Origin of the sequence: Arthrobacter endolithicus (genome assembly GCF_026627425.1) — a bacterium.
In the GTDB taxonomy this organism is placed as follows: Bacteria; Actinomycetota; Actinomycetes; order Actinomycetales; family Micrococcaceae; genus Arthrobacter_M.
Map to the genome: position 1 here is coordinate 1 of NZ_JAPNLH010000002.1, position 25,981 is coordinate 25,981.

Annotated in this window: 29 protein-coding genes and 1 pseudogene; 11 read left to right on the forward strand and 19 right to left on the reverse strand. The window is 63.8% G+C overall.

Annotated features, from left to right (window positions below; translation table 11 throughout):
• Positions 1-243 precede the first annotated feature (243 nt).
• Positions 244-495 (forward strand): IS3 family transposase, encoded by a 252-nt coding sequence (locus tag OS914_RS01795; RefSeq protein ID WP_324290607.1) that lies wholly within the window; start codon positions 244-246, stop codon positions 493-495.
• Here OS914_RS01795 and OS914_RS01800 read toward each other — a convergent pair.
• The 3 genes from OS914_RS01800 to OS914_RS01810 form a co-directional block, all read right to left on the reverse strand.
• Positions 485-976: a dihydrofolate reductase family protein gene (locus OS914_RS01800; protein ID WP_267544358.1), complete on the reverse strand. Its 492-nt coding sequence runs from the start codon at positions 974-976 to the stop codon at positions 485-487. The genes OS914_RS01795 and OS914_RS01800 overlap by 11 nt on opposite strands.
• A 155-nt stretch (positions 977-1,131) precedes the next feature.
• Entirely contained in the window at positions 1,132-1,773 is a 642-nt protein-coding gene (locus OS914_RS01805) for a winged helix-turn-helix transcriptional regulator (protein WP_267544359.1), read from the reverse strand.
• 5 nt (positions 1,774-1,778) lie between these two features.
• Entirely contained in the window at positions 1,779-2,213 is a 435-nt protein-coding gene (locus OS914_RS01810) for a VOC family protein (RefSeq protein ID WP_267544360.1), read from the reverse strand.
• 283 nt (positions 2,214-2,496) lie between these two features.
• On the opposite strand from OS914_RS01810, the gene OS914_RS01815 reads away from it, so the two are divergent.
• Positions 2,497-3,432: a patatin-like phospholipase family protein gene (locus tag OS914_RS01815; protein ID WP_267544361.1), complete on the forward strand. Its 936-nt coding sequence runs from the start codon at positions 2,497-2,499 to the stop codon at positions 3,430-3,432.
• A 54-nt stretch (positions 3,433-3,486) separates the two neighbouring features.
• Positions 3,487-3,756 (forward strand): annotated as a pseudogene (locus OS914_RS01820) (YceI family protein); the annotation flags it as partial.
• 601 nt (positions 3,757-4,357) lie between these two features.
• Here the strand turns inward: OS914_RS01820 and OS914_RS01825 are convergent.
• Positions 4,358-5,623: an APC family permease gene (locus OS914_RS01825; protein WP_267544363.1), complete on the reverse strand. Its 1,266-nt coding sequence runs from the start codon at positions 5,621-5,623 to the stop codon at positions 4,358-4,360.
• Between the two features lie 70 nt (positions 5,624-5,693).
• Complete coding sequence (locus tag OS914_RS01830) at positions 5,694-5,945, reverse strand: hypothetical protein (protein ID WP_267544364.1); 252 nt, start codon at positions 5,943-5,945, stop codon at positions 5,694-5,696.
• 301 nt (positions 5,946-6,246) lie between these two features.
• Between OS914_RS01830 and OS914_RS01835 the strand changes: the two genes are divergently transcribed.
• Complete coding sequence (locus tag OS914_RS01835) at positions 6,247-6,516, forward strand: DUF2871 family protein (protein WP_267544365.1); 270 nt, start codon at positions 6,247-6,249, stop codon at positions 6,514-6,516.
• Between the two features lie 575 nt (positions 6,517-7,091).
• On the opposite strand, the gene OS914_RS01840 is transcribed toward OS914_RS01835, so the two are convergent.
• The 5 genes from OS914_RS01840 to OS914_RS18155 all read right to left on the reverse strand — a co-directional run bounded on the left by OS914_RS01840 (position 7,092) and on the right by OS914_RS18155 (position 11,116).
• On the reverse strand, positions 7,092-8,702 hold the full coding sequence (locus OS914_RS01840; protein WP_267544366.1) for an ABC transporter permease: 1,611 nt from the start codon (positions 8,700-8,702) through the stop codon (positions 7,092-7,094).
• A complete protein-coding gene (locus OS914_RS01845; protein WP_267544367.1) occupies positions 8,699-9,655 on the reverse strand; it encodes an ABC transporter ATP-binding protein in 957 nt (318 codons plus the stop codon). The genes OS914_RS01840 and OS914_RS01845 overlap by 4 nt, the downstream gene beginning before the upstream one ends.
• Positions 9,652-10,293: a TetR/AcrR family transcriptional regulator gene (locus OS914_RS01850; RefSeq protein WP_267544368.1), complete on the reverse strand. Its 642-nt coding sequence runs from the start codon at positions 10,291-10,293 to the stop codon at positions 9,652-9,654. Before OS914_RS01850 ends, OS914_RS01845 begins: the two co-directional genes overlap by 4 nt.
• Before the next feature lie 204 nt (positions 10,294-10,497).
• A complete protein-coding gene (locus tag OS914_RS01855) occupies positions 10,498-10,701 on the reverse strand; it encodes a hypothetical protein (protein WP_267544369.1) in 204 nt (67 codons plus the stop codon).
• The gene (locus OS914_RS18155) at positions 10,664-11,116 is read right to left on the reverse strand and encodes a VOC family protein (protein WP_420713839.1); all 453 of its coding nucleotides are present in this window, start codon (positions 11,114-11,116) and stop codon (positions 10,664-10,666) included. The genes OS914_RS01855 and OS914_RS18155 overlap by 38 nt, the downstream gene beginning before the upstream one ends.
• Positions 11,117-11,463: 347 nt before the next feature.
• Here OS914_RS18155 and OS914_RS01860 point away from each other — a divergent pair, with 347 nt between their 5' ends.
• Complete coding sequence (locus tag OS914_RS01860) at positions 11,464-12,309, forward strand: ABC transporter ATP-binding protein (RefSeq protein WP_267544370.1); 846 nt, start codon at positions 11,464-11,466, stop codon at positions 12,307-12,309.
• On the opposite strand, the gene OS914_RS01865 is transcribed toward OS914_RS01860, so the two are convergent.
• From OS914_RS01865 to OS914_RS01875, 3 genes are all read right to left on the reverse strand, one after another.
• On the reverse strand, positions 12,284-13,279 hold the full coding sequence (locus OS914_RS01865) for an amino acid ABC transporter permease (protein ID WP_267544371.1): 996 nt from the start codon (positions 13,277-13,279) through the stop codon (positions 12,284-12,286). The genes OS914_RS01860 and OS914_RS01865 overlap by 26 nt on opposite strands.
• 7 nt (positions 13,280-13,286) lie before the next feature.
• On the reverse strand, positions 13,287-14,273 hold the full coding sequence (locus OS914_RS01870) for an ABC transporter substrate-binding protein (RefSeq protein ID WP_267544372.1): 987 nt from the start codon (positions 14,271-14,273) through the stop codon (positions 13,287-13,289).
• A 77-nt stretch (positions 14,274-14,350) separates the two neighbouring features.
• A complete protein-coding gene (locus OS914_RS01875; protein ID WP_267544373.1) occupies positions 14,351-15,970 on the reverse strand; it encodes an amidohydrolase in 1,620 nt (539 codons plus the stop codon).
• A gap of 160 nt (positions 15,971-16,130) precedes the next feature.
• Between OS914_RS01875 and OS914_RS01880 the strand changes: the two genes are divergently transcribed.
• Positions 16,131-17,039, forward strand: a complete 909-nt coding sequence (locus OS914_RS01880) for a LysR family transcriptional regulator (protein ID WP_267544374.1) — start codon at positions 16,131-16,133, stop codon at positions 17,037-17,039.
• 47 nt (positions 17,040-17,086) lie between these two features.
• On the opposite strand, the gene OS914_RS01885 is transcribed toward OS914_RS01880, so the two are convergent.
• Both OS914_RS01885 and OS914_RS01890 read right to left on the reverse strand, forming a co-directional pair.
• Positions 17,087-17,614, reverse strand: coding sequence for a DUF427 domain-containing protein (locus tag OS914_RS01885; RefSeq protein WP_267544375.1), 528 nt, complete (start codon positions 17,612-17,614; stop codon positions 17,087-17,089).
• A 294-nt stretch (positions 17,615-17,908) separates the two neighbouring features.
• Positions 17,909-18,691: a VOC family protein gene (locus OS914_RS01890; protein ID WP_267544376.1), complete on the reverse strand. Its 783-nt coding sequence runs from the start codon at positions 18,689-18,691 to the stop codon at positions 17,909-17,911.
• Between the two features lie 217 nt (positions 18,692-18,908).
• On the opposite strand from OS914_RS01890, the gene OS914_RS01895 reads away from it, so the two are divergent.
• The 5 genes from OS914_RS01895 (at position 18,909) to OS914_RS01915 (ending at position 22,934) form a co-directional block, all read left to right on the forward strand.
• Entirely contained in the window at positions 18,909-19,271 is a 363-nt protein-coding gene (locus OS914_RS01895) for a VOC family protein (protein ID WP_324290608.1), read from the forward strand.
• A 335-nt stretch (positions 19,272-19,606) separates the two neighbouring features.
• Positions 19,607-19,864, forward strand: coding sequence for a hypothetical protein (locus OS914_RS01900; protein ID WP_267544378.1), 258 nt, complete (start codon positions 19,607-19,609; stop codon positions 19,862-19,864).
• A 143-nt stretch (positions 19,865-20,007) separates the two neighbouring features.
• Positions 20,008-20,970, forward strand: coding sequence for an alkaline phosphatase family protein (locus OS914_RS01905; RefSeq protein WP_267544379.1), 963 nt, complete (start codon positions 20,008-20,010; stop codon positions 20,968-20,970).
• Positions 20,971-21,271: 301 nt separating this feature from the next.
• On the forward strand, positions 21,272-21,988 hold the full coding sequence (locus tag OS914_RS01910) for a cytochrome b N-terminal domain-containing protein (protein WP_267544380.1): 717 nt from the start codon (positions 21,272-21,274) through the stop codon (positions 21,986-21,988).
• On the forward strand, positions 21,981-22,934 hold the full coding sequence (locus OS914_RS01915; protein WP_267544381.1) for a hypothetical protein: 954 nt from the start codon (positions 21,981-21,983) through the stop codon (positions 22,932-22,934). The genes OS914_RS01910 and OS914_RS01915 overlap by 8 nt, the downstream gene beginning before the upstream one ends.
• 54 nt (positions 22,935-22,988) lie before the next feature.
• Here the strand turns inward: OS914_RS01915 and OS914_RS01920 are convergent, their stop codons facing one another.
• The 4 genes from OS914_RS01920 to OS914_RS01935 are packed head-to-tail and all read right to left on the reverse strand — an operon-like array spanning position 22,989 to position 25,981.
• The gene (locus tag OS914_RS01920; RefSeq protein WP_267544382.1) at positions 22,989-23,231 is read right to left on the reverse strand and encodes a ferredoxin; all 243 of its coding nucleotides are present in this window, start codon (positions 23,229-23,231) and stop codon (positions 22,989-22,991) included.
• A complete protein-coding gene (locus OS914_RS01925) occupies positions 23,228-24,481 on the reverse strand; it encodes an NADH-ubiquinone oxidoreductase-F iron-sulfur binding region domain-containing protein (protein WP_267544383.1) in 1,254 nt (417 codons plus the stop codon). Before OS914_RS01925 ends, OS914_RS01920 begins: the two co-directional genes overlap by 4 nt.
• Complete coding sequence (locus OS914_RS01930) at positions 24,478-25,035, reverse strand: ferric reductase-like transmembrane domain-containing protein (protein ID WP_267544384.1); 558 nt, start codon at positions 25,033-25,035, stop codon at positions 24,478-24,480. The genes OS914_RS01925 and OS914_RS01930 overlap by 4 nt, the downstream gene beginning before the upstream one ends.
• Entirely contained in the window at positions 25,028-25,981 is a 954-nt protein-coding gene (locus tag OS914_RS01935; RefSeq protein ID WP_267544385.1) for an FAD:protein FMN transferase, read from the reverse strand. The genes OS914_RS01930 and OS914_RS01935 overlap by 8 nt, the downstream gene beginning before the upstream one ends.

Genomic DNA, 25,981 nt, shown 5'->3' on the forward strand with positions numbered 1-25,981 from the left:
CTAGGCCGCAATATTAAGCCGAGGAACGGGACGGAGACCCCCGAATCACCAGGGCAAGCGCACCAAGCTCGGCTTAACGTTTTCCTCGGCATAATCGCTATTAAGCCGAGCTCGGCTTAACAGCGACGCTGGCTCGGAATACACCTCTCAGAGGTACACGCAAACACTGGCCATGGAGGGGCTGGTACCCTCGATCGGCACGATCGGGGATGCGACAATGCCGCCGCCGAAACGGTGATGGGCTTGTTCAAGAACGAGGCCGTGGCCAAGGATTCACCGTTCAGAGCCGGGCCTTTGATGGCTGAATCTGATGTGGTGGAAATCGTGGTGGACTGGGTGCATTGGTACAGCAACGAAAGGTTACATTCGACCTTGGGGTACCGTGCTCCAGTGGAATTCGAAGAACTCTACTATCATGAAATAAGCGCCTCGTTACCCGATGAAGCTGCCAGAAAACTGGCGGCGGGTGTGAAAAAACTACCGGCTAAGCGCTGACGGGACGATACACCAGGGCCATAGCGCCTGCCCGAAAATGGGTGGTACTGATGAGTTCGAGGTCCATTGGCTGTTGCAGGTCGGAGAAGAGTGGAAAACCGGAGCCGAGCGCGACCGGATGAATCACGAGTCGGTATTCGTCGACCAGGCCGAGTTCTACCAGGCTGCGGGCGAAGTTCGCTCCTCCCTGCGCGAGAATGTAGTTGCCAGGCTCCTGTTTCAGGCGCAGCATCTCCTCCGGGAGGTCTCCATTTGCGACCCCGGCCGACACCCAACTGGCTACGCCGTGGAACGGCTCCTGCGCTGGCACATTGCCCCGCCCGGCATGGAGGTCGAACAACTTTTGCCGCGTGAAGACTACCTTCGCGATGTCGTTCATCGGGGCTGCCGTTGAGTTCGTCGCGGAGGGCCAGTAGCTCGCCACTTCGTTGTAAAAGTGGCTTCCCATGGCGTGCAGGCCGGCCTGCTGAAGAGTCTCCAAGACCTAGGCTGCACCGTCGTCGCTCCGCGAGTCAAGGGTCCAATCCATCTCGCCGTTAGGTCCGCTGACGAAACCATCCAGCGACATCGACATTTTTAGTATGAGCTGTCGCATGTGAGGCATGTCCTTTAGTATTTGTCGGGCACGTTCTTGGACTAGGCAGCCAGGTGGAACGTGTTCGCGAAACGATCGAGGAGGTCACTGCGGCCGCGCAGCACCTCGACCACGCCGGTCGCGATCGCACGATCCGGGCTGAGCTCGCCGGAGATGAGCAGGCGGATGGCTGGCCCTGCAGCGAAGGCGAGGTCGACTGGCCCGTCTCCGCGTGCCACGTCGAGCGTGGAGCCGTCCACCCGGATGAGCAGCTCGGCGGGGCCGAAGCGCGCTGCGTATGCGGTCGCTGGCAGGCTCGCCGCGACCTGCGGCCGGAAGGCCGTGCGAAGCGCCATCGTCATCGAGTCGGGGGTGATGATCTGCTCCTGGCGCGGATCGCCCATCGATTTGAAGCCCCAGGCACCGAGCGCGAGCACTACCGGCTCGAGCTCGCGGCCGTAGGGCGTCAGTTCGTAGACAATGACGCGAGAGTGCGGCATGCGCCGGAGAACGCCGGCCGCCTGCAGATCCTTGAGCCGCGTCGCCAGGATGTTGCTCGGGATTCGCGGCAGGCCAGCGGCTAGCTCTCCGTAGCGGCGCGGCCCGACGAGTAGGTCGCGGACGATCAGCATTGCCCAGCGTTCGCCCACGAGCTCCAGGGCTCGCGTGACGCCGCAATACTGTCCGTACTCCCGAGCAGTCATCGAGCTCAGGCCTGCTGGTTCGCGTAGGCCTCGGGACCCTGCTCGGCCGCAACCGGATCCATCCAACCGAACTCGACGATATTGCCGTCGGGGTCGGTGAGCGTGCGCTGGTACATGAAACCGTAGTCCGACGCGGGGTGCGGCTCAGCGCCGCCCGCTGCGACACCGGCGGCAATTGTCTTGTCGACGGCCTCCCGATCGTCGAGGAAAATCGCCGTCGCCACCGTCGGGCTCACAGCTGGGTCGCCGATCGGTAGGTCGGTGAAGGTCTGGAAGAACTCGCGGACCAGAATCATGAAGTAGCTGTGGTCCTCCTCTACGACGACGCAGGCCGCGTTGTGATCGGTGAACTTCGGATTGATGGTAAAGCCGATCGCCGTGTAGAACGCCTTCGCACGCTCCAGGTCGGTCACGGGCAGGTTGACGAACATCGCGGTCATTTTGGTCTCCCTCGTTGGTTCTGTATGCGAACTAGATAACACTTGCAAAAAACAAGTGGCACGTCAAGAGCCTTGATCCGCGCAACGCCCACCACAAGCAAGCCCGTCGAACTAGTTGTCATAAGGGATCCAAACCTGTACTCTTCTCGTGAACGTGACACTATTCGAGGAGGTGAGCCCGATGCACGCACTGTCCACTCTGGGCGCTCCTGTGAATTCACGATCGCGCGACTGACGTAACCGTTGCGGGGAGCGCTGCACGCACTCTCAGAAAGCAACGACCATGAACCATTTACTTCGGTGCAACTCGGTGACGACCCCCGACGGCATCTCGGAACACAACTCCCGCACAGCGTTGGTCCTCGGTGGTGGCGGATCGACAGGCAACGCTTGGCTAATCGGCGTCGCCGCCGGACTGTTCGATGCCGGGCTGGACGTGACCACAGCCGATCTGACGATTGGGACGTCAGCCGGCTCGACGGCCGCGGCCCAGATGGCTGGCGCGACGCCGACCGACTTACTTGTCGCCACTGTTGCCGCTGTCCCCCAGCAACTGACCGGTCCGGTCGGATCCGACCGGGGCCGCGTTCTGCTCAGGCCTGTGGCGGACCATATGGAGAAGATCCGCAAAATCATCGCCTCCGCCGAGAATGCGACTGACATGCGCCGCAGAATGGGCGCGGCGGCACTCTACTTGGATGCGGCGTCGGACTCCTGGCAAACGTGGTGGCGCGCCACCGTCGCCTCGCGGCTGCCCAGCCCGCACTGGCCGAAACGAGCCTTGCTCATTACGGCGGTCGAAGCCCATACTGGTGAACCGGTCGTGTTCGATCGCCACAGTGGAGTCGATCTAGCGGACGCCGTCGCCGCCAGCTGTGCCAGTGGGCGTCCCTACGGGATAGGGGGCAACCGATACATCGACGGCGGCTACCGACGCAATGAGAATGCCGATCTGGCAGCAGGATACGGACGGGTGCTGGTGCTGTCACCCTTCGGTGGCAGAGCACTGCAACCGAAGGACTGGGGCATGCAGCTCTCGGCACAGGTCGATGAGCTACGCGCAGGCGGCAGCAGGGTCGAGACGATCTTCCCAGACAGCGACTCCGAGCATATGTTCGGCGCCAACGCCATGGACCTGTCGCTGCGTCCGCCCGCTGCTCGAGCCGGTTACAACCAAGGAAGGGCCTTGGCCGAGCATCTCACCAAATTCTGGCGCTGACACGCACCAAGGTTCACGGCTCCTTCAAAGAGTTCGAGGGGCACCTGCACATCGACGCGGAGGAGCCCACCCGGTCCAGCGGACGCCTATCAGGTGACGGGTGACTTGGCCATTAAGGGTGTCTCTCGTCCCGTAACCTTAGACGTCCAATACACGGGCTCATCCGTCGATCCATATGGCAACACCCGGATTGGCTTTGAGGCCGCCGTAGCGATCAACCGCAAGGACTGGGGCCTGAACTGGAACGCGCCGCTGGAAGCCGGCGGGGTCCTCGTGAGCGAAAAGGTGACTCTGGAGATTGCTATCTCCGCAATCAGGCAATAGCGGCGGAGTACAGGGAAGCAGAGGACCTCACGGGGTAATGAGAGACTTGCTGTCCACTCCCCTGCACCTTGAGCCGACAGTATGGATGGCCACACCATAAGGAACGGAACGGTGGCAATGCGCATCGGCGGTCATTTTTTGTTCCGCGGAGGACATACCACCTCATCGAGCTTGACGGTGGTACAGCTCTCCTGACCGTTCCCGGCGAACAGCCGACGGCGTCGAGGATCTGGAAAAGCGCGGTGACTAGCCTCAGTGCTAGCAGGGCGCGCAGCGCCCAGAGGGCAAGCATGGGCAAGAGCATCACGGGCATGGCCAGACCGCGGATCATGAAGTAATGGGCGTAGTTCCTCCTGCGCTGACCCGCCGTAGAAAGTGACTCCCCCCGTGCCCCGTAATTAGCTCGGGCGTCAACTCAAGTGAGACAAACGGGACGAAGATGTTTCCGCAGGCACGCCGGAGCCCAGCGAGCACTGGGCCGGCGCCATGCTAATTTTTTGCTGCGCCGTAGCGTCATGTTTTTGCGGGGGTCAATTTAGATGCTGTTTGCCCGGGGCCTGGCGTGGTTGCGGGGTAGCCACTTCGGCTGTTCTCAGGGAGCTTAGATGGTGGGTGGACGGTCTCGGTGAACTCGGATGAAGCGCAATATGATGCCAACCGCGAACACAAGGACGCCCGATCCAACCGAAAGCGGGGGAAGCGTGGCGACCAGGATCATGCAGGCCAGGGCTCCCACTACCTGGAGGGCTTTGGGGTAGCGGCGGTCCGTCGTGGGCTGGGTGAAGGCTGCAATGTTGGCGACCAGGTAGTAGATAAGCACGCCGAAGGATGAGAAGCCGATCGCTCCGCGCAGGTCGGTTACGGAGATAACCGCGCAGATCACCACAGCCAGGGTCACCTCTGCCCGGTGTGGCACCTTGTAGCGGGGGTGGACCGCGGCAAGCCAGTGCGGCAAGTCGTGCTCGCGTGCCATTGCAAGGCTCGTTCGCCCCAGTCCTGCAATAAGAGCCAGCAAGGCGCCAAGTGCTGCTACAGCCGCCCCGATCCGGACAACCGGGGCAGCCCAGGCCCAGGAGCCAGCGCCGACGGCCGTAGCCAGGGGTGTGGGACTCGCGGAAACCCCATCTGGGCCCAAGACGGTCAGGACTGTGACCGCGATGACAGCATAGATCACAACGGTGATGGCTAGGGCTATCCCGATCGCGCGGGGGATGGTGCGCTTGGGGTCACGGACTTCCTCGCCCATCGTCGCGATCCGTGCGTAGCCGGCGAAAGCGAAGAACAGCAGGCCGGCGGACTGGAGTATCCCGTACCCGCCGTGAGCCAGCAATCCGTCCCCGAGGAGAGTGTCAGGATTTGTCCCCGAGCCGCCCCAGCATGCCGCTACGGCAATCGCCAGTGCCATCAGGACGGCGGCGACAAGGATACGCGTAAGCCCCGCCGTCCGGGTGACCCCGTGATAGTTCACGGCGGCGAGAACGATCACGGCTGTGATGGCGACCGGGCGTTCCCAGCCGGCCGGGGCGGCGTAGGCGCCGAAGGTCATGGCCATGGCTGCAGCGCTGGCGGTCTTGCCGATTACGAAGCCCCACCCGGCCAGGTAGCCGGGCCATGGGCCTAGGCGTTTACGGCCGTAAATGTAGGTACCGCCCGAGGTCGGGTAGATGGCAGCGAGCTGTGCTGAGGAGGTGGCGTTGCAAAAGGCCACTAGGGCTGCGACGGCGAGCCCTACGAGCAGACCCGATCCAGCAGCGGCGGCAGCCGGCGTGAAGGCCGCAAAAACCCCAGCACCGATCATCGAGCCGAGACCAATGATCACAGCGTCGAATGTGCCCAGCCGGCGGGCCAGGGCCTGGGGGTTACTCATAAGGGTTCTCCTTCGTCGGATGCGGGAAGGATTTCAGCGGCGAGTTCGGCGACGGACCGGCGCCCCGCGGTCAGTGACTCGAGGCCTCCCTTCGTGGCCCGGTAGACCCGGAGCGGCCGCGGCTGACCGCTTCCTCGCGGGAGACCAGCAGACCGTGCTGCCCATCCGGTACGGCGCGGGATGCAGGGTTCCAAGGGGAAGTGGAATACCCGTGGTTGGCCAGCTGGGACATCCAGGTTCCGTGGACGTCGGCCTCGGCTGTGTGGTGGAGGATATGTAGCCGCACCGCCGCACGCATCAATTCACGCATCAATTCACGCATCTGAGTCTCAACCTATCGAGAACCGATATCGTGGCACGATATCTGAGGTGAATGTTACGTCAGATCCTTCCCTTTGTGCGCAGGTCAAAAGGAGTAATCCCGGGTAACTCTCGTCTGTGCCGACCGGGCTCCTTTTCACCTGTCTTGCCGCCGGCACCCATGGGTCCGGACCGCAACACAGCATGCCGCGAAAAGCACACCTCCCCCAACGATCGGCGCGTCCGCTAACGACGAAGCCCGCCGAGGCGGATAAATCCACCCGCGACATTTGCAAACGCCGGCACTCTACCGCACGCCCGTTGTGTTTGCCCTATCCCCGTCGCGGCTGTTTAGCTGGTTCTTCTGGACCTACAACGCGCGTCTGGTCCTGACGGCCGGCACCATGGTGGTGCACGGCATCCTGCAGGTCAGCGGCACCGCCGACGTCTCCGCAGCCATCCCGGGAATCGCTGGCCTGGGCCACATCCTGCTGACTGTTGGCATGGTCCTGCTGTTCCTGGCCCTGCGCACGCGCCTCTTCGGGAAAAGGGAGCAGGGCGCCGAAGCCGCGACCATACTCGCCACCCGCTGAGTCGCCGCGCCTGTTGTGTATTCCCCATCCACCACGGCCCTGCCAGGGCCAGGAGACCCCACCCCGACTGTTAGCTGAAGCATGCAACAGCGAGGCAGGGTGTACCGCGGCGGGAGCACGCAACCGCAACAGGTGGGCAGGCCTTGGCGTTCCCGCGGCCGTCTGGAAGACGAGTTTGGTAGCGGAAAATTATTCATCGCCGGCCTAGTCCTGTTCATGGCCGGCAGCCGGCGCCGAAGCGTTTGGACATGGTGCATATTCGCCCGTTGGGACAGCACCCGAAGCAGCGCTAGATCCCAACGCGCCTATCGGCACCCAATGCATCTTGTTTCGCTACATCGACTACCAAAAAAGCACCTTTGACAGAGTCCGCCGAACGTGACCGTCGGATCACCGAACGGGTCAAACGGGACGGTCGACATCCAGCGTTTTTGTCGATGCGGATCAAGGCACGGACCTGTTCGGTGGGGCCCGCTTGCGGGCACTGGATCAATCTCGAAATCCAACTTGGAACACGTTTTCGCGAGTACTGAAATGCCACCGGGTGATCGTCGGGACGCCTAGGCATCGAGGCGTCAGCTCTGGGGTACACCTCGTCGCCGGAAGGTAATGAACCCGACCGCGCCGAGGACCGCGGTGACCGCGGACATCACGATGAGTGCTGCTGTATTGACCGCGTTCATCGGCGGGTTGCCCACGTGGGTGGTCGGCGAGAGATCGAGCACCCACTGGCTGAACTTCAGACCAGAACCGAGAAACGCGATGAACGTCATCGCGGCATAGCTGGCCCACGCGATTGCGAAAAGTCGAGGGCGCATCCCGTAGACCGTCAGGGCTATTCCGCCGAGCACCAGCTCGGCTGGCAGGTAGGCCAGTCCCGACGTCAGGGTTGGACCGAAATCAGCCGTGTCCCCTGCCGACAGCGCAGTCGCCAAACCGAGGACGAGCGACGAGCCGAGCACAATCGTCACAAGGCCCCCTAATAGCACCACGGCGTGCGCAGCGAGCCAACGGCGTCGGGAAAGCGTCCCGGAGAGCCGGTTTTCCAGCCGGCCGTTACTCTCCTCGGTTCGTAATGTGCCGATGCCCTGGATGAGGTAGCCCGCCGCGATGACTGCCAGATAGAGCTGGGTGGCAGCGATGAGCCCGTCCACGGGCCGGCCACCTCCGATGCCGATGGCCTGGGCGACAGCGGGGTTACCCGCCATCGCGTCGAGGAACTGGTGAGACAGGGCGCCCATCAACCCGGCGAGCATCACGCCACCGGCTAACCAGCCGAGGATGGCGGGCCGGTGGATCCAGGCCGCGAATCCGATCGGGCTGCGCAGCCGCACCGTGGCCCGGTTGGGGCCGGCACCGCCGCGGACCAGGGCGCTGCCCAAGTCGCGACGGCTGGCCAGTCGCGCCGCCGCGATGCTCAGGGTGAGGCCGGCCGCGAGGGGGATGAGCAAGGCCCACCACCGCTGGTCACCGAACGGTGCTGCCTTTTCCGCCCAGCCCAGAGGCGACAACCAGGTCACCCAGGTCTTGGTCACGTCACCGATGCCGCGCAGGGCGAACGACCCCGCGAGGATGATCAGACTCCAGGTGTAGATCCCCCGGGCGTGCGGTGTGAGCTGGGCAAGCAGGGCCGCGAGACCGGTGAAGACAAAGCCCAGGGCGCCGAGCGAGAGGGCGTAGAGCACCGCGCCCGTCGGCGGGACGCCGAAGACCGCCAATCCGACGGCAAACAGAACTGCTGTGGCGAAGATCGTGGCGGTGACCACCAGCAGGGCCGCCACCGTGGGATGGTGGCGGGCTATGCGGCCACCGAGCAGCAACTCGAGCCGACCAGCCTCTTCCTCGCCTCGCGTCGCCCTTGCCACCAGGCTGATAGCGAGCAGCGGCATCAGGACGGCGATCAGGAAGCCGAACTCGTCCTGGATCACGCCACCGAGGGAGTCGATGCCCTCTACGTGGCCGTTGATTGCGGCCAGCGCACCGCCCGTGGTGACGGCCGCAGCGTAGGTGTGGATCTTGGCCGCGGTGTCGTAGAGCGAGGCGACACTGGCTGCGGTGCCTGCCATGCTCGCACCCAGCGCCAGTGCCCAGATCAAGACGCTGCGCCATTGGATACGGACGACGATGTGCAGCATTGTTCCCAAGCCACGCGAGCGGTCGTCGGCGGCGGGGTGGCCTGCGCTCATTGCACGACCTCCGCGAGGCTCTCGTCGCCGGCGCTCTCCTTGGGGTCCAGAGTCTCCCCGTAGCTCTGCAGGAACAGGGCCCCGAGACTCGGTGGCGTGACCGTAAGGGTGTGGATGCCCGCCACGTGAAGTCGCCCAATGGCGGCGTCGAGATGGTCGGAGTCAATGGTGAATCGGGTGTCCGTGAGCTCGTTGAGTCGCTCGTACTGAAAGTCCGCGAGCCCCTGAATACCGGTCAGTGATCCTGGGGCGGCCACGGTGACGGCGTGGACGGCGGTCCGGGTGTGTCGGCGCAGGTCGGCCAGTGTGCCGGAGGTGACCGTGCGGCCACGTCGGATGATGCTCACGCGGTCGGCCAGGGCCTCCACCTCGCCCATTATGTGACTGGACAGCAGCACAGTCACCCCGTGCTCACGTCGGTTGCGAATGCGCTGCTGGAATACATGTTCCATGAGCGGGTCGAGACCCGAGGTCGGCTCGTCCAGCACCAACAGTTCGGCGTCGGTCGCCAGGGCAGCGATGAGGGCCACCTTCTGGCGGTTGCCCTTCGAGTAGTCTCGGACCCGCTTGGTGGGGTCGAGCTGGAACTGTTCGACGAGGTCGGCACGACGCTGCTCGTCGACGGAGCCGTGCGTGGAGCCCAACACGTCTAGGCACTGGCCCCCGGTCAACCCCGGCCACAGGGCGACGTCGCCCGCGACGTAGGCCAGCCGGCGGTGCAGCCGCGGAGCGTCATTCCAGGGATCACCGCCGAACAGTTCGGCGCGGCCCGACGTGGCCTTCATGAGTCCGAGAAGGACCCGGATCGTGGTGGATTTGCCGGCACCGTTGGGCCCGAGGAAGCCGTGCACCTCGCCCGGCTGCACGGTGAGGTCGAGGCCGTCGAGGGCTCGGACCTTGCCGAAGACCTTGGTGAGTCCCTGGGTACGGATGACGGGGATGGTGTCGGTCATAATGACTCCTTCGGAGGAGCTGCGAACAAGCCCCTGGCGTAGACCGCGGTGGCGGTTTTGGTCCACCGGTCGAGCCCCGCGGGCGCCAGCGGGTCGTCCCCGATGGCGGTGGCGATCTGGTTGCGAAGCAGGATCACGGCGAGGTCGTTGACCAGCAGGAACGCCGCTTGGGCGGCCGGGTCCTCGCAGTGCGCGACGGCTCCTAGTTCGACCATGGCGTCCAACATCCGCCGGGTGACCGCGTACCACCGGCCAAAGATCGCCGCGCCCGCCGGGTCATTGGTCAGCAGCAGTCGGCGCAGGTATGCAGGGAGCGGGGACCCATGCGGGAAGGCCCGGGCGAATACCTCCGCGACGGACGTCGTAGCTTCACCGCTGGCGAGCAGCTGGGCGAGGTCCTCACCGCTGAACTCGGCAAAGACCGCGTCGAATGATTCGGCCGCGTGGGCGTCGACAGCCGCCAGCAGGCCATCCTTGCTGCCGAAATGGTGCACGACGAGGCTCGGCGAAACGCCCGCGCCCCTTGCGATCTCGCGTACTGTCACCGCGTCGTGCCCACGCTCCGCGAACATCCGCAGCGCGGCGTTGCGAATATTCGAGCGGGCCGTCAGGTCCCGCTCATCGGAGACTGCACTCATGTTCAGTATATTAAACGCTTGTTTCATCATCGGCAAGAGGCGCCCCCGATGGCGCCCGCGGCCTGTGCGGCAGTCGTTTATATTCCCCCGGTGAAGCACCTTGAGCACTCTGCGGCTTTGGCTGATTTCGTGCACAAATTGCGCCACTGAGCATTCCCGTGCTGGGCTGGTGGGCGGCGCAGGCGGCCTTGCACCTTGGCCCGGTCAGCTGGCCGGCCGACGCCGCAAGTTCACACGCCGCACCACTGTCGCGGCCAACCAGGACTGCACCAAAAGAATCAGCAGACCCGCCACGGCCAGCACGACCACGAGCAGCACGTCCAGCACTCCCATCAGGACGGGCCCCCGGGGAAAAGAGTGCAGCGTTGGTTCATGATGGTTCCCATCGGCATCGGATTGTGTCTTCACCGTAGCGGTGGCAGTCCAGCCGACGCTCAGGAGCCGACACCGCAGGCACGCCTGTGCACATGCCGGAACAACTCATCCATTTTCGGGTTCCCCACGACGCGAGCACGCCGACAGAGCACGTCCCCTCGATCTTCACCCTGGTATCCGGTGGTGCGTGGCGAAGGTGAAGGGATCGGTCCCAAACTAGCCGTCGTACGCGGACTGCAATCCTGCCGTCCAGCTTTTTCATACCCAGCATTGCCTGCATGGCCCTGGCTGCGCCGTCGGGGTCCGGACCGTTGAGCACGCTGGGAAGCATGTTGGCGATTAGCTGCCACGAAACCCCAAACCGGTCCTTCAGCCAGCCGAACTGGCCCTCCTGTCCGCCGTCCGCCGTCAAAGCAGCCCAGCTGGCGTCCAGCTCCGCCCGTGCCAATTCCGCTCATGCTCAACACAGCGGCAACGTCTAGCGCGCGGGGACCTGAGCAGTTCGCAGGCTGCCGAAGCGGGACTGCCAGGCCATGGCTGATTTCTCAAGTGGCCTACCGACCTGCGGGCAGTGCGCGTGTATGGGCGCCCCCATGTCAGTTCCATTCCAGCACCAACCGCCGTCGCCAGCAGCCCGGCCCATGGCCACGGCGCGGCAGGACGAAGAAACTGGACCGATGGGACCCGGATGGGCCAGGGGGCGTAGTGCACGGCCAACCGCATGGTCCCAAAGGTGTAGTGGGATTGTCTGTGCGGCCGACGCGCCTCGCAGTGTCCGGCGCGCACACTGAAGCCATGAACCGAACTGCGAGTGATGCCGTAACGCGAACGGGACGGCACGACGACCCGGACACACGGCGACAACCGGCCGTATCTATCCGCGGTCTGAACAAGAACTACGGCGTCGTAGCGGCTGTCCGTGACCTGAACCTTCAGATCGCCCGGGGGGAGACAGTGGCGCTGCTGGGCCCCAACGGCGCCGGCAAGTCCACGACGGTCGCCGTCATGCTCGGCCTGACGGCACCCGACACCGGACATGTCGCCATTTGCGGTATGGCGCCGCGGGCGGCCGTGCTGCGGGGCCGGATTGCGGCCATGCTCCAGGACGCCGGGTTCATGCCCGGCGTCACGGTTTCCGAACTGCTCACCCTGGGCAGCGGCCTGTATCCTAACCCGTTGGGGGTGCGGGAGACGCTGGAACTTGCACAGCTCTCGGGCCTGGCGAGGCGGCGGGTCAACCGCCTCTCCGGTGGCCAGTTGCAGCGGCTCCGCTTTGCGCTGGCGGCCGTGGCCAACCCGGAGGTTCTGGTCCTTGACGAGCCCACCACGGCACTGGACGTCACTGGCCGCGCCGAGTTCTGGCAAGCCATGCGCGCCTACGCCGGCACCGGCCGGACCCTGCTGTTTGCAACGCACTATCTCGAAGAGGTCAGCGAGAACGCAGGACGGGCCATTGTCATGATGGGGGGATCCGTCATCGCCGACGGCACACCTGACGCCATCCGTCAGCTGGCCGGACTCAGTACCATCCGCTTCACAGTCGACACCGGCACGGACGCGCGCCAGCAGCTGGAGGTACTTCCCGGCGCCTCCGACGAAACGTGTAGTTTGTGGCTCATGAGAGTTCCTTCCCTGCCTTGACGGAGTCGTCTTCCCTTAACATGGCGGCTGCAACGCCGGTACGGAGCTGTGGCGTGCTGCGCTTGAGAAACGCCCGCTGTACCAGACCGGGCCGGCGCACCAGGCGGACGGCTTCGGCTCCGTAGCGGGCCTCCAACTTGGACTGGAAGAACGTGGCGATGGCCGTCATCACCATGTACCAGAGGGACGCCACGATCAGCAGTTCCATGATCAGATTGTTTTGCTTATAGATCTGGCTGGCGTTGGTCATCAGGTCGTTACCCGCCACCACATAAACCAGTGACGTGGTTTTGAGCATGGAGATGAACTCGTTGCCCGTGGGCGGGATGATAATACGCAGCGCCTGCGGCAGGACAATGACGCGCATGCGTTTCACCGGTGTCATGCCCAGTGCATAAGCGGCCTCGGTCTGGCCCGTATCCACGGCCTGGATGCCGGCGCGTACGGTCTCGGCAAAGTACGCCGCGAGGTTCAGTCCCAGGCCCAAGAGTGCGGAGTTGAAGCCCGTCATTACATCGTTGGTGTTCCACCAGATGCCGACGTCGGTGAACGGAATTTGGAGGACCAGCCGCGGAAACAGGAAGGCCAGGTTGTACCAAAAGATGAGTTGGACCAGCACCGGGGTGCCCCTGAAGAACCAGATGTACAGCGTGGACAGCCAGTTCAGCACCGGGTTGTGCGAGAGCCTCATGATGGCCAGCAAAATGCCCAGCAAAAGACCCACGATCGTGGCGAGCACGGAGATGGTCAGTGTAACCCAGATGCCGTCGATGATTTTCGGGAAAAACAGGTAATCGGCAACCTTGTTCCACCGAATGTTGGGGTTGGTGGCGAAGGTGGACAGCAGCCAGATGAACACGACAAGGGCCAGGGCCCCGACGAGCCAGCGGTCACGGTGCTTGAGCGCAACGACGGGCACGGGCCTGCCATCGGGTCCGCTCAGTTCCTTGGGCCGGGTGGATGTTCTCATGGCCGCTTTACTTGCCGTCGTTGACGGTGGCGGCTCCCACTGTCATCTTTGAGACGTTCCAGGCGGCGAGGATCTTGGCGTAGCTGCCCTCGTCGATCAATTCCTGGAGGGCCTTTTGAACCGTGGCGACCAGTTCCTTGTTGTCCGGTTTCATCGCAATACCCCAAGGGCTTTCGTCACCCTTGATGGCCACCGCCTCCAGCGCGCCTTCGGAAGTTTGAGCGCGGTATGCCGCGACCGGGTAGTCGTTGATTCCAGCGTCCGCACGGCCGCTGCGGACCTGCAGGATCGCTTCCTGGTCGCCGGGGAACTTGAGGATGTTCACGCCCTTCTTGCCCGCTGCCGTGCAGGCTGCGTCATACGCTTCGGCCTGGGTCAGTGAGGAGCCATTGTCGACGACGGCGATCGTCTTGCCGCAGGCGCTGGCGGAATCGCTCATACCCGACGGGTTACCGGTCTTGACCACCCAGCCGTTGCCGGAACGGACGTAGTCGACAAATGTTACTGTCTTGCGGCGTTCGCCGTTGTCCGTCATGGACGACATAATCCAGTCGTAGCGGCCCGTGGTGACGCCGGGGATCTGCGCGTTGAAGTCCTCGTTGTTGATGGAGAGCGGGACGCCAAGCTTGTTGGCGATGGCACGGCCGATCGAGGGGTCCACGCCGATGAGGGTCTTGCCGTCCGTGGCGAACATTTCCATGGGCGGGTATCCCTCGGACGTGGTCATCTTGATGCCGGCCCCCTTAATGCCGGCCGGTAACGCTGAGGTCAGGGCCGGGTCGGCCTTGACGCCGTCAATCACGCTCTTGGCCAGGTCCTCTGAGGGTGCCGGGACGGCCGTGAAGGAGGCTCCGGCAGCGTGCGTTGTAGGGGCCGAGTCGGCCAGGCTCTGACCGCCGCAGGCGCTCAGAGCCAGCACGGCCAGCATGGCGGTTGACGCCAGCGCGCCGGTGCGCCGGATGGAGGTGGACGATTGCGCAATGGACTGCTTCATGATGTTTCTCCTTTGGGTGGGGCAGGTGGAGGGTCGGACGGGTGGCGGATAGGAAGGGTGGAAAAGGAGCGCTGCGGCTAATGGTCCCGGCGGTATCGCACCACGCCGCCCACCGTGGTGGACTGCACTGCGATGTCGCGGAGGTCAGAGGTCGTGGCGGTGAAGGGATCGGCGGCCAGAGCCGTGAAGTCGGCAAGCATCCCCGGGCGCAGGCGCCCCTTGTGAGCCTCCTCCCCGGAGGCGAAGGCGGCGCCGGCCGTAAAGGCCTCGATAGCCTCGATCAAGGTGACGCATTCGCCCGGCTGCCAGCCGCCGTCGGGCTCGTGGTTGCTGTTTTGCCGAGTGACGGCCGCATGGATGCCGTACATCGGGTCCGGGTGTTCTACGGGGGCGTCGGAGCCAAAGGCCGGAACTGCCCCCGCATCCAGTAACGAACGCCAGGCGTAGGAGGCCAGATTCCGCGATGCAAGCAGGGTGGACGCCAGCGGGATATCCGTGGTGCAGTGGGTGGGTTGCATGGAAGGGATGACGCCTAGCTGAGCTATTCGGGCAATGTCCTTGGGGCGAAGATGCTGGGCGTGTTCGATCCGATGACGGAGCTTGGTGGCAGTGCGCAGCATGCTGGGCGGGGGGTCCAGGGGGTTTCGCGCCAGGTCGGCGTAGGCGTCCAGTACCAGTTCGTTGGCCCGGTCGCCGATCGCGTGCGTTGCGACGCCGATCCCCGCACCGGCTGCGCGGCGCACAAGTTCACGCAAGTCCTCGTAAGGGATGACCTCAATTCCGGTATTGCCTCCTTCGCCGGGGAACGGGGCGTTCATATGGCAGCTGTGGGAGCCCAAGGCACCGTCGGAAAACAGTTTGACAGGGCCCGTGCGCAGCCAGGCATCGCCGTCGCCAGTGGCTCTGCCTTCGTCGATGGCCCGGTCCAGGGCAGTCATCGGAATCGCCTTGTGTACACGGATCTCGAGTTGCCCGGACTCGCGCATGCCTAGGTAGGACGCCAGCGCGTCCTCGCCGTCGAAGTCATGGACACCTGTGAGGCCCACAGCCAGCAGCCGTTTCTGTGCCTCCAACAGCTGCGCGCCAAGATCCCCGGCCTCGGCGCTGTGCATAATGTCCACGAGCTTGCCACCGGCCGATTCGCGCAGGATCCCCGTCGGCTCCCCGTGGGTGTCCCTGACAATCTCCCCGCCCACGGGATGAGGCGTGGAAGAAAAAATGCCGACGGCGGCCAGGGCGGCTGAGTTGGCCCAAACGGTGTGGCCGTCGATGCTGGGCAGCGCCGCGGGACGGCTGCCCGTGACGGCATCGAGGGCCTGACGGTTGGGCTGCACGGGTACAGCCCAGGCATTGAAGTCCCAGCGTCCGCCAAACACCCAGGACCCGGCCGGCAGATCGTCGCTGTAGACGCGCACCCGCTCGAGCGCCTCCTCAAGGCTGGCGGTTCCGCGCAGGTCCAGAGCGGCCATTTCACGGGCAAGATTTGCCGTATGGATATGGGCATCAGTCAGGCCCGGGATGACGGTGGCACCATCAAGGTCAATAGTTTCCGTGCCGCCGATGGAATGCGCGCTCAGCTCCTCGCGGCTGCCCACTGCCACGATGCGCTCGCCGCGCGTCAGGACGGCCTGCACCTGGGGCTCTGGGGCCCACAGCGTGTGAAACCGGGCGTTGACAAAGAGACGTTGCTCAAGCATTCCTGATCCTTTTTGTAGTGCAGTACGAAGTGAAAATGCGGCGTACCGGTAGCCGTTTTGTCGGTGAAACTCCGATGGCTCAACCAACGATACGAGAAAAGTGGCAAACTATGATGTGAACCACAGCGACAGTTCACGCGTCTGACTTCAAGGAATACTTATGCTCAACCTGAACCACCTGCGCACTCTGGCAGAGGTAGTCCGGCTCGGCTCTTTCACGGCTGCCGGAAACCGGCTCGGTTACACGGCCTCGGCGGTGTCCCAGCAAATGTCGGCACTGGAAAAGGCGACCCGCGTGCCATTGTTCGTGCGCAGCGCACGCAGCGTCCATCCCACCCAGGCAGCGCATGCCATGTGCCGGCAGGCGTTCAAGCTTCTCCGCGATGCAGACAACCTGCTGGCCGCCGGCTTGGCGGCCGGCAGCACAGCCGCACGCGAACTGCGGGTTGGGGCCTTTCCCTCGGTGTGCACGTTCGTAATGTCGCGGATCGTGGAATTACCCGCCTGGCAGGTCCCGTCCGTCCAGGTGAACTTCTCAATCGCGGAACCAAGCTCCGTTGTCCCCGGTCTGCGGGTGGGCGGCGAGCTGGATGTCGGCATAATCTATCAGGTAGGGGAATCCGGACTGGCGCTGCCTCAGGGGGTGAGCCGGCACTGGTTGGGCGAGGACCCCTACAAGGTGGTCGTGCCCGCCGGCTGGGGATTTTCGGCCGGGTCGCGCATGAGCGTGGAAGCACTGAGCGAAGTCCCGTGGATCCTGCACCAGCGCGGATCCAGCGACGCCACTGTTTTTGACTTCGTCCTGGCCAATGCCGGTCTCCATCCGCGAGTTGTAGCCTCCAGCGACGACTTCAATGCAACCTTGCGTCTGGTGGCTGCCGGACATGGTGCCGCCATGGTTCCACAGCTGGCGATGGCAGAGCGACCAGCGGGGGTGGTGACGGTGGAGGTTCCTGAAATTGCTCTGACCCGTAAGCTCATGGCGCTGTGCGCAGAAGACGCTCCGGCAGACCTGGCCGAGAAGTTCGTGGCGGCGCTAAGAGTCACGGATGAATTTCGGAACATGTAAAGCCCTGAGCACCGGGCAGAGCGGGCAGAGCGGGCAGAGGCAACCTCTCACCACCCGGCCGTGCCCGGACCACCCTTGAACGGACCGACGATCTGTGTGGTGATCCAACCGCCATAGAAGTCACCATCCTGGAAGGTCACCTGCTCCCCGTTGACCTCACAGGAGTCCAGGTGACCCGGGTAGAGGGCCACGCGGGTACTGAGCGCCTCGAAACCCCGGGTGGGTTCTGGGTAGGTCCACCCGCCCCGGGAAACGGCGACTCCGCCGGCGGCGACGTCGAAGTAGTGCGCTTCTCCCTTGAACTCGCAGAAGCTGGTGCCCTGGACCGGGACGAGTACACCGGCCGGGAATGAGTCCAATGGCAGGTAGTAGACAGGCGGATGACTCGTCTCCAGGACGCGCACTGCATCGGTGGTGTCGGCAATCACCTGGCCGCCAAGGCGGACGATGATGCGTTCCGATCGCGGCTCGACCCTGGGCGGCCGCGGGTAGTCCCACACCGATTCTTGGCCGGCCTTGGGTTTGATGGGCTGGGGACGCCGGGAGAAGCCGGAAAAACCGTGGGCAGGAGTCATGTCCCAATCCTGCCATCGTCCGCTGGGATGCGACAGAAAATCGTAAGGTGATCCCCCAGTACGCGGTCAGCGCGTGGCGCCGATTTCGGCCGCCAACTGGCTGACCATTCTCAGCGTATTGGCCACGGTCGCGGCACGAGCATGACCCTCCTCGAAGTCGAGCGCCTACGTCGTCGTCCCCGGCCCTGGACTCTTGATTTCCTTCCGGCACGAGGACCACCGTTAATTTTGCCTTGATGTTCCCAGTCACACCATGCCCGGAAAATCGTGGTTCCGGTTGACGAGCGGTGGTGGTTAGGCGGCCTCTTCGGGCCGTTGGGCGATCTTGAAAACCGCACCCGTCGGATCTGTCAACGTAGCCATACGGCCGAAGGGGGAATCCTCAGCGGGATGGATCACCTGGGCGCCAAGAGTCTTCGCTGTTTCCACGACGGCATCGGCGTTGGCTACCCCAAAATAGATCTGCCAGTTCGACGGAACCCCGTCAGGGAGGTAAAAAGCAGCGTCCATAATGCCGGCGCGTGAGTTATCTCCGGATCCGAGCGTCGTGTAGCGGAAGTCTTCGCTGTCGCTCATGACGGCGGTGTCCCAGCCGAAAGCGTCCTGGTAAAACTTCACGGAGGGTGCGTAGTCCCGGGTGTGAAGTTCATGCCAAAACGGGGCTCCGGGCTCGTTTTTCAATTGAAAACCGGTGTGGCCGCCGAACTGCCAGGCACCGACGGCTGCGCCTCCTGCGTCGCTGAACATCGCCATGTGTCCCTGGTCCGGAACTTCCATGGGCGGCATCAATACCTGACCACCGGCTGCCACGACCGACTCGGCGGTCGTGTTGATGTCTTTTACCCGCAGATACGTCGTCCACACGTCCGGATACCCGGACTCGCCGTCGTTCTTCATCATGCCCGCTACCGGAGCGCCCTCGACAAATGCAGTGACGTAGCCGCCATACATTTCTTCATCACCGATTTCGTAGGTCCAGCCGAAAAGACCGGCATAGAAATCGCGGGACTTCTCGGGATCCGAGGTCATCAGATCAATCCAGCAGGGATCACCTGGGGCGATATCGGGCTTTGGCATTGAGGGCTCCTGACAGTCGTGCCGATGGTTTAGATGAAAATACTTTAGCGTGTATCCAACCGGCGGCGAGGTCAAGACCACCGCCGGGAAAGGGGCACTGATTACCGGGGAAATCTCAACTCAGCGGCCAACGCAATGGTGAGTATCATGGCAGTTGTACAGGTCGCCGGCCTGCCATTATCCGCGAACAGTGCGGGAAGAAGGAGTCCCCTTGGACATGCGTTTGGAATTGGTTCCGCTACCGTCGACCGATGTTGACCGGAGCAAAGCCTTCTACCTGGACCAAGTCGGTTTCAACCTCGACCACGACATTGAGCCGGGCAACGGCATGCGAGTGGTCCAGCTAACACCACCGGGGTCAGCCTGCTCGATTGTTATTGGCGTGGGAATCAGTGACCCCGACGCCGCACCCGTCCACGGACTGCATCTAGTGGTGGAAGACCTCGATGCCGTCCGGCGAACACTGCTTGGCAACGGCATTGACGTCTCCGAGGTGAGCGACATGGGCGGAGGCGTCCGGTACGCGTACTTCAACGACCCCGACGGCAACTCCTGGGCTCTGCAACAAATCTCCCGCTAACTCTTATAGAAGGTTCTCCGCGTCCGAAGGGAATGGCCGTCGGCCGCGCAAGCCCAGCGCAAAGTCCTCCAGATGTTCTGCGGGCTAGGTGGCCTCGAGAGACGCAGCGATCTGTGGACTCATTCTGGCGGCACAAGCGGTGGTCCACGTGCCTTCAGCGAGATGCACGCGAGCGCGGGCCTCATGTGAATCGATCTCGTGTTCGACCGCAAGTAGCTGCACTGCCGAATTGTAGACGCTCGCCGGCACAGCCGACAGGTCTGGGTCCGCCAGCAAGAGCGCGCGGAGCCAACACGTGTCAGCACCGGCGCGAGCTCCCATAGAAACGCGAGCTCATGGTCATCAAATGCCTTGGTGGTGCTGCGCCACAGGTCCAGGAAACCCCAGCAACCGTAACGATCGGCCATGACGATGGATGCCACATCCCTTACCCGGAAGTTGTGAAGAACTTCCCTCCAGAGAAGACTCTTCGCCAGATCTGCACCCGTCGCCTCAACAAGCGACGCAACCTCCATCCGTCGAGCGATCAGCTCAGTCCATCGGTTGGTCGCGGTCAGGAAGATAAATTTGATGACGGCTGGCGGCTGACCTAATGCCGGAACATCTGGCGTCAGAGCCCGCCGCACTGATGGTCTAGATCCGCTCCCGAACGTTGGCGCATGCCAGCTGTGTGCCCATGCCTGAACAGTTCAGGGAAAGCATGGCCGGGTGGGAGACCTACGGTTAGCATCGAGTAATGAGCCAAAAGAGCCGCTTTGCCGTCGCATTCGCGATTGGCATCACCGCGCTCGGGCTCTCCATGGCCGGATGCACCGCCCCGACACCCGTTGCCAGCCCTGCCCCGTCGCCTCAAAAAGCCGCAGCCCCGACCCCGCCGGTAGGCAGTCCAGCCCCGGTTGGAGGAACGCCTCCCGGGATCGACCACATCGTCATTATTGTCGAGGAGAACAAACCGGCCGCCAGCATTCTGGGCAACGCTGCCGCCCCCTACATCAACAAACTGGCCGCCGAAAACGCACTGGCGACCAATTATCAGGCCGTATCGCACCCGAGCCTGCCCAACTACCTGGCGCTAACCAGCGGGACCACGGCCGGGATCACGGACGACTGCAGCCCGGGCGGCCGCTGCACGGCGCGGGTACCGACCATCGCGGATGTAATCGGGCAATCCGGGAGAACTTGGAAGATGTATGCCGAGAGTATGCCCGCTCCCTGCACGGTGGAAAACTCCTACCCCTACGCGGTGAAGCACAACCCGTTCATGTACTACCCCAGCGTCACCGACAGCCACGACTCATGCGCGGCCCACGTCGTTCCCCTGACCCAGCTCAGCCAAGACCTGAAAGCCGCCTCAAGCCTGCCCAACTACGTATTTATCAGTCCCAATCTCTGCCATGACATGCATGACTGCCAGGTGTCGGCGGGCGACACCTGGCTGGCACACCAGGTGCCCGACATTCTGACCTCACCGGCCTTCACGACCCAGAAGTCCCTCCTGGTGATCACTTGGGACGAGGGCCAAGGCAAGGACAATACCGTCTCGACAATTTTTGCCGGACCAACGGCCCGACATTCCTACAAATCCCCCCTTCCCTACAACCACTACTCCCTGCTGCACACTGTTGAAAGCCTGTGGGGTCTGGCCTCCCTGACTGATAACGACAAAAACGCACCAGTCATGCGGGACCTGCTCAAATAGCGGACTGCCGGCCACGGCAGACAGACCGGCAGACTGGCAGAACAAGGTACAAAGACTCTAACGCCGCTCAGTCGCATAGTTAGACCATATGAATGGGGTAAAACCTGCTTATGGCACTAGCCAGACCGGAGAATCACATGCGTGGCTTGCTCAGCGCTGCTTCACCTGCGATCAGCCAAGGAATTTACCTTAGCTGGGGCGCCGTATCCATCCAGTTGGGTAACTTGATCGTCATCGTCGTGATGCTCGTCCTTTTCATCTTGGCTTTAGTACTGCCGTTTCCCGGTGGAAAGAGCCGAAAATGAGCACAGTCAAAGAGCCGACCCCAGCCACGGACCCAGACGTAGCAGGGACAAGCGCTCACACTTGGACGGGAAAATCGCGCGGCTGGTTCCTCAACCACCTCCCGCCGGACAAATTGCTGCCGGAGGACCAGCCAAGCTACGTCGCATCCTGGGCGTACGTGTTCGGGATGGGCGCCGTCGCCGGGCTCGTCTTCGTGATCGCCTCAGGTTTCGTGCTCGCCCTCAACGGACCCCAGTGGTATCACGTGTCCTCTTTTGGCCACTTCGTCAACAGCATGCACCTGTGGAGCGTTGAACTGTTCTTCATGTTCCTCGTCGTCCACCTCTGGATCAAATTCTGGATGGCCGCATGGCGTGGCGGCCGGATTCTCACCTGGATCACCGGCATGGTGTCATTTCTCGTCTCCGTTGTCACGGCGTTCACCGGCTATCTTTTGCAGACGAATTTTGATTCCCAATGGATTGCCTTCCAGGCCAAGGACGCCTTGAACGCCGTCGGGGTCGGGGCGTGGTTCAACGTCGCCAACGTGGGGCAAATCTTCATGTGGCACATCACCTTACTCCCGCTGGCCGTTGGCGCTGTCGTCGCGTTGCATGTGCTGCTCGTCCGCGCGCACGGGGTGGTCCCGCCGCTGGACGCGGCCGAGACCGACGCACAGCTGCGCGAGACCACCCCGCCGAAACTAGCCCGGGGGCGAATCGACCATGAGTAAGGCCCCGTCGCCGATGTCGTGGCGCAGAGGCGACAATATCGCCGGCAGGCCCTGGCGCGGACGTGTGAGGGACTACGACCTGTTCAAGGAGCTCGTCATTGGTGTGGTCGTCGTCGGTCTGCTCGTGGTGGGACTTTCGGCCGTCTTCAGTTCGCCTGACGATCCGGGGGTGACGCTGAAATCATGGGCGACCGTGGCGCCGTCGGACTTTATCGCTACGGCAACAGCAGAACTCGGCGGAACCAGCGACACGGCCGCCTATGGCCAGCCCTACAGCGCGACGCCCGATGCCACCCAGAAACTCGGGTTCATCGACCTGCAGGCCCTATCCGGAGTGCGCATCCCCATTGACACCGCCAACGACTTCGTTCTCACTCCGCTTAAAACGCTGCCCACCCCACCACCGGCACTGGCCATCTGGAGCGCCGCCACCGCCCAAGAGCAGACAAAATGGACTAGCGACTACGCGACCGCCCTGGCGGCCGTCACCAATGGCGACCCGGCCCACGTGGCGCCCGGCGACTACGGGCCTGTCCCGGCCCTGACTGGCGCGTTGCTGACCATGGCTGGAAGCGGAAACCTCGACGGCGTCCTGCAGAGCGGCGGCCAGCCCTACAACCTGAACTACACGCCCACGATCCTGTTCCTGGGCGACGGCACTTACTTTGCCGGCCTGGCCGACGCGGCGCACCTGACCGGCGATCAATGGGGCGTGATGAACGAAACAGGCAACACCCCGGGCCAATCCTGGCTGTGGCTCTTCTCGTTGTTCTACCAGATCCCGCCGTTCAACTCCTCCCCCAACGCGGACATCCTTGTGGTCGCCGTCATGGTGGGACTCTCCCTGTTGCTGACCCTGCTCCCGTTCATCCCCGGCTTGCGATCGGTGCCACGGAAAATACCCGTTCACCGATTGATCTGGAAGGACTATTACCGGAACCGGTGACCAGCGGGAGTGCCGGGAAGCAGCCGCGATGTTTCCCGGCACTCCAGTACACGCCTACTGCCCGAAGCCAGCGACTTGATTGGCGAGGCTGAGAGCCATCTTTGGGCACAGATGAACGGCCTCCCGTGCCGCTTCGGAGTGGGCGGGACGGACGGCCACGTTGCTGCGGTCGCCGTTGGTTGCCCGCTTCGCGAGCGGATATCCCCAGTCGTCGCGGTCCAACAAAGTGGGCAGGAGCTCGGTGCACAGCCCGCGCCCATCGCATCTTGTCCAGTCAATGTGCAGTGTCTCGCTCATGACCGTCGCCCCATTCTCTTCGAACACGTCCCGGCCAGGTGCGCAGCTACCTCCGCGGAAAATGCCTCAAGAGCGCTGCCCACCAGTTGTGCCGTGCCATCCGGATGGTGGCACGCACCGCGGCCCGTGACCATTCGGCTGAGCCTTCCCAATTCGCGAACCAGCTGCGGATCGCGGCCGCCGTAGGCAAGCGAGTTCAAGACGCGCGCCATGGCGGGAAGGCCAAACATGCATGGGCCACATTGCTTGGCCGACTCGTTGGCCAGATACCCGACAATCTGTGCCGTGGTCTCTAAACCGCACACTGAGTCCGGGAGTGCATGGACCACGCCGGCACCTGGCCTGACCGTATGGCTAGCCGGCCCCGTTGGGGACAGCCGGTAGTCCATCGGCCGGACCCAGCGCCCGTGATACCCGCCGACCAAAACGGCCTGGATGCTCGAAGTATCAATATCGGCGCTTGAGAGCACATCGCCCAGGCCCGCATCACCGGCCACTTCAAGAAGACGATCGCCGGCCGGCCCCGAGACGGAAACCAGCCTGGTGCCGGGATCCCTGTCCGACCCCTCGGTGCGGAACCAAGCGGAGCCGTAGCGGGCGATCAGTGCCATGTGGGCGAGCGTTTCCACGTTCAACACCAACGTGGGACGGCCCTTAAACCCCGACTCGCTGAGCCGTCTCCGGTGGTCTGTCGGCAGCGCGGGGCCGTTGGCAATGCCGTTCACAACGGCACTGGCCTCGCCGGAGATGAACGTTTCGGGAGCTGCCACCAGGCGGACACTGCGGGAGTCATGGCGTTGCGCCAAGGCCCGCTCCACGGCGGGAAGGCCGGCGTCTGTCGCGTAGATGAACAGTTGGCCGCCGGAGACTGCCCGCGCTGCCGTGAGCAGTCCGTCGATCACCAGGTGGGGGGCGTGGGCCAGCAGCGCCTTGTCTTTGAAACTCAGCGGCTCACCCTCGGCACCATTGGCGATCACCACCGGCTTGCGTGCAAGGGGTGCTCCGGAACGGGCATCCACCGTGGCGGCGATCTTTCGCCATGAGGCGAAAGCCGCCCCCCCGCGTCCGGTCAACCCGGAGGCTTCCACAACGTCGATGAGGCGCGCGTCGACGCCGTGCGAGGGCAACGCGCCAAAAGTTTGGACATGCTCGGCAAGCCCGGCATCGTTTCCGGCGGCAAACAGGCGGTGCGTGCCGGAGGGGCCCTGGCGATCCACGACCATGGGCATCTCGGCGGTCACGGGTGTCATAGCAGGCCTCCTTGGCGGGTTTTGGCGGTTTCCAAAAAGTTGGCCGAGACACGCCACGCGAGCGCACCAACGACGACTGCAGCGGAACCGGCGGCCAGCAGAAGGAACCACCTGCTGGTTCCGTTCGTACCGTTGCCGATCGCATGGGCCAGTGCGATGGGCCACATCGCGTAGGTGAACCAGTGCACCGCTCGAAAGGTCCGCGGTCCGATGCGGTGCCGAAGGAGACTAGTGACAACGACAGCCAGCACCAGGTCAAAAGCCACGGTGCCCAGTCCCTGCCAGAACGGCCTGAATGCTCCCAAGAACGGCACGACGACGTCGGTCACGTTCAGTTTCGCGTAGGAGTCCAGCAGCAGGGAGCCGACATGGAGGACAAGAAACGCCGTGGCCAGCAAGGCGATATTGCGATGGATCAGGGTGACCGAGAACCGGGGAACGACCAGCAGCGGCCTGCCGGAACGGGCCAAGACCCCCACGAGGACGGTACCCGTGAACAAAACGAGGGAAATGATGCCACTCACCCGGCCAAAGGCCCATAGCGCATTATCCATGGGATTGCGCTCCCGCCTGGGCCATGGTCCCCCGGCGTTCTTCCCTGGGCCAGCCGCCGGTGGTGACAACCCTTCCCTGCTGGTCGACAAGGCGTGCCGCAACGCCACTGCGCCGGAACCAGTCCACGGCAGCGAAGCCACGGACCACGCCGGCGGTGCTGTACGCATTGGCCCGCAGACAGGAGCGCTCCGCCACCGTGACGGACCGCCAGACGGGTTCGGCAGGGAACCCGAAGCGGGGGTCAAGAATATGGTGGACGGATCGGCCCGCGTGCTGCCAACGGCGTTTTTGGGTACTCGAGGTGGCCATGGCATAACCAGCAGCCACGGTGACCTGCTGCGCGGGGTCATCGGGGAGGTCCTGGACGAGGACCTGCCAGCCGCCCTCCGGTGCCGGGCCCGCCGTGGCAATGTCACCGCCCAGGCAGACCAACACCCCACATCCCAGTTCGGCAGATACGAGGGCCGCGGCATGGTCGGCAGCGACAGCTTTGGCGCTTGCCCCCAGGTCCAGTCGAAGGCCGTCAGGCACCGTCAGGACGTCGTCTTCGAGGTGCACCCGGGACCATCCGGTCCCGCGGGGCGCCGGCCGAGCACCCGGCGTGTCTGGGCCGGATGGCCGGAGCCGCACCACGGCGATGTCGCGATCGTAGCCGAGGGCGTCGAGCTCATTGCCGAGAGTCGGGTCCACGTCACCGCCGCTCCAACGTGCCGCGTCAAGTGCGCCCGCGATCAGCACTGCCAACCAGGGGCTGATTTGGGCCCCGGCAGGGAGATCCGGCTGGATCCGGGCCAATTCGGAATCCGCGCGGAACCGGCTGCAAGCGGCATCGACGTCAGCAAGCACGGCACGGACCAGGCTGCTTGCCTTGCCGGTGAGGGAGGAATCGGTGACGGCGATGGATGCGTCTAACCCCCATACCGTCCACGCAGCGTCCCCTGTCAT

Bases quoted from the DNA above. Each gene is read 5' to 3' on its own strand.
- OS914_RS01805 (WP_267544359.1), bottom strand. From the start codon at position 1,773: ATGACTGCTCGGGAGTACGGACAGTATTGCGGCGTCACGCGAGCCCTG.
- OS914_RS01810 (WP_267544360.1), bottom strand. From the start codon at position 2,213: ATGACCGCGATGTTCGTCAACCTGCCCGTGACCGACCTGGAGCGTGCG.
- OS914_RS01815 (WP_267544361.1), top strand. From the start codon at position 2,497: ATGAACCATTTACTTCGGTGCAACTCGGTGACGACCCCCGACGGCATC.
- OS914_RS01825 (WP_267544363.1), bottom strand. From the start codon at position 5,623: ATGAGTAACCCCCAGGCCCTGGCCCGCCGGCTGGGCACATTCGACGCT.
- OS914_RS01830 (WP_267544364.1), bottom strand. From the start codon at position 5,945: ATGCGTGAATTGATGCGTGAATTGATGCGTGCGGCGGTGCGGCTACAT.
- OS914_RS01840 (WP_267544366.1), bottom strand. From the start codon at position 8,702: ATGAGCGCAGGCCACCCCGCCGCCGACGACCGCTCGCGTGGCTTGGGA.
- OS914_RS01845 (WP_267544367.1), bottom strand. From the start codon at position 9,655: ATGACCGACACCATCCCCGTCATCCGTACCCAGGGACTCACCAAGGTC.
- OS914_RS01850 (WP_267544368.1), bottom strand. From the start codon at position 10,293: ATGAGTGCAGTCTCCGATGAGCGGGACCTGACGGCCCGCTCGAATATT.
- OS914_RS01860 (WP_267544370.1), top strand. From the start codon at position 11,464: ATGAACCGAACTGCGAGTGATGCCGTAACGCGAACGGGACGGCACGAC.
- OS914_RS01865 (WP_267544371.1), bottom strand. From the start codon at position 13,279: ATGAGAACATCCACCCGGCCCAAGGAACTGAGCGGACCCGATGGCAGG.
- OS914_RS01870 (WP_267544372.1), bottom strand. From the start codon at position 14,273: ATGAAGCAGTCCATTGCGCAATCGTCCACCTCCATCCGGCGCACCGGC.
- OS914_RS01875 (WP_267544373.1), bottom strand. From the start codon at position 15,970: ATGCTTGAGCAACGTCTCTTTGTCAACGCCCGGTTTCACACGCTGTGG.
- OS914_RS01880 (WP_267544374.1), top strand. From the start codon at position 16,131: ATGCTCAACCTGAACCACCTGCGCACTCTGGCAGAGGTAGTCCGGCTC.
- OS914_RS01885 (WP_267544375.1), bottom strand. From the start codon at position 17,614: ATGACTCCTGCCCACGGTTTTTCCGGCTTCTCCCGGCGTCCCCAGCCC.
- OS914_RS01890 (WP_267544376.1), bottom strand. From the start codon at position 18,691: ATGCCAAAGCCCGATATCGCCCCAGGTGATCCCTGCTGGATTGATCTG.
- OS914_RS01895 (WP_324290608.1), top strand. From the start codon at position 18,909: ATGCGTTTGGAATTGGTTCCGCTACCGTCGACCGATGTTGACCGGAGC.
- OS914_RS01900 (WP_267544378.1), top strand. From the start codon at position 19,607: ATGGTCATCAAATGCCTTGGTGGTGCTGCGCCACAGGTCCAGGAAACC.
- OS914_RS01905 (WP_267544379.1), top strand. From the start codon at position 20,008: ATGAGCCAAAAGAGCCGCTTTGCCGTCGCATTCGCGATTGGCATCACC.
- OS914_RS01910 (WP_267544380.1), top strand. From the start codon at position 21,272: ATGAGCACAGTCAAAGAGCCGACCCCAGCCACGGACCCAGACGTAGCA.
- OS914_RS01915 (WP_267544381.1), top strand. From the start codon at position 21,981: ATGAGTAAGGCCCCGTCGCCGATGTCGTGGCGCAGAGGCGACAATATC.
- OS914_RS01920 (WP_267544382.1), bottom strand. From the start codon at position 23,231: ATGAGCGAGACACTGCACATTGACTGGACAAGATGCGATGGGCGCGGG.
- OS914_RS01925 (WP_267544383.1), bottom strand. From the start codon at position 24,481: ATGACACCCGTGACCGCCGAGATGCCCATGGTCGTGGATCGCCAGGGC.
- OS914_RS01930 (WP_267544384.1), bottom strand. From the start codon at position 25,035: ATGGATAATGCGCTATGGGCCTTTGGCCGGGTGAGTGGCATCATTTCC.
- OS914_RS01935 (WP_267544385.1), bottom strand. From the start codon at position 25,981: ATGACAGGGGACGCTGCGTGGACGGTATGGGGGTTAGACGCATCCATC.